1 protein-coding gene is annotated in these 1,738 nt (G+C 30.8%); it reads left to right on the forward strand.

Going from position 1 to position 1,738, the window contains the following annotated elements; genetic code table 11:
* Positions 1–326: 326 nt before the first annotated feature.
* Complete coding sequence (locus CKF59_RS07600) at positions 327–1,505, forward strand: tyrosine-type recombinase/integrase (protein ID WP_119535303.1); 1,179 nt, start codon at positions 327–329, stop codon at positions 1,503–1,505.
* Positions 1,506–1,738: the final 233 nt, after the last annotated feature.

The following is a 1,738-nucleotide window of genomic DNA, read 5'->3' on the forward strand; positions in this document are numbered from 1 at the left end:
GAATGTTTGTGTAAAATCTTTTCTATTGCTATGTTTAAATGATAAACCCTCGGGTATAACCTGAGGATTTATTCGTTTGCTGAGAGTTAAAATTTAATTCAGTATTCGTAAACTTTTAGATTCTCTTTTAGTTATCTTATAGTAGGGTGATGAAAGTGGAGGGGATGTGGAGGAGCGAGATTTGTTATTTTATCAATAGTTATCCAAAAAATTTCTATAATAGAAAGCTTAGTCTACATGTGAATTAGATTTATTAGTTCTGCATGTGATTTTAATCATTAAAAATCCGATAAAAAATTTATTTTAAAAGTTTAAAAGGATAACTTATGTATGGAAAAATAACAAAAGCTAAATTATTAATTGGCATAAAGCAAGCTAAAGCACTAAAAAAGCATGTAACTCTTTGTGATGGAGGAGGTTTACAGCTTCGCTTATCTTACACTTATGAAGGTAAAGGAACGTGGTTTTTAGTTTCTTGTATTAATGGTAAAGTCAAACGTCATAAGTTAGGGGAGTATGTTAAAGGAAAACCTTACTCTATGGATTTTGAGAAAGCGAGACTAGAAGCCTATAAGCTCAAACAAAAGCTGAGAAATAATTACTCTTTAGTCAATTACACGGTTAAAGATATTTGTGTAGCCTATTTAAAACACAAAGAAACCATTCTCAGAAAAAACTCAATCACTCGCTATACCCAAAATATTGATTACCTTGAAATTATTAATATCGCTAATGTTGAAGTTGATAAACTAACTCCACAATTAGTTCGTGACCGAATCGTAACTTCTCCTTTAAAAGATAAGCATGTCGCCATTAGGAATCTTTACACTTTTCTTATTTCTTCTTTAAACTTTGCTATTCGTGAACAAATGATTAAAGAAATCAAGCTTCCTACCATTAGCAATCTTTTCCCGCATCTGCGTAAATCAGAAAACCAAAAGATGATCGAGATGTCTGAGCTCACTACTATGATTGATGAGTGTATTGCATTAAAAATGAATAAGGTTAACTATAAGTATCTACGTGCTTTTATTTTAATTCTCTGTTCGGCTTGTCGCTTAAAAGAAATTAATAACTTGAGTTTAGGTGAAAGAGAAGATAATTGGTGGCTAATTCCAGCTGAGAGGATGAAATCAAAACGAGAGCACTTAGTATACTTAGTTGAAGATTTGCTTCCGCTTTTTGCTACCTTTGATGATCTAATAAGCACCAGCTACTTTCGTCAAGGAATTTTGCAAGATAAATATGAATTTACCTTTCATGGTTTTAGATCCTTATTTATGACCAGAATGTATCAAATGCATCCTGAGCTTAAAGAAGCGATTTCAGCTTGTATTGCCCATGGAAAAGATCATGTTCATGAAAGTGATAAATACTATAATCGTTATGATTTTAGAGATGAAAGAAAGTTTCTTTTTAGTAAGTGGTATGAATACTTAAAAGAACATACAAATATCCAACAGCTTATAGCTTTACTAGTTAAGCATAAAGCTGAATATATGTAATGGAAAAAATGCTTTGCGAGGAAGAAGCTTTGATAAGAAAAGAATTTGGTAAGAGTGAACTTCCATAGATAAGAAGATAATTTGATAAGAATAAGCTGAGGCATAAAAGACTAGAATAAGTAATTTAGACTTTTACTTTAGACTTGTTTAGAACTTAGAATAATGATTTTTATCAATTATCTAACACTATAAACTATTACCTTGACACTAGAATACCAACACTATATAAATAC

It is taken from the genome of Psittacicella gerlachiana, from assembly GCF_003585965.1.
In the GTDB taxonomy this organism is placed as follows: domain Bacteria; phylum Pseudomonadota; class Gammaproteobacteria; order Enterobacterales; family Psittacicellaceae; genus Psittacicella; species Psittacicella gerlachiana.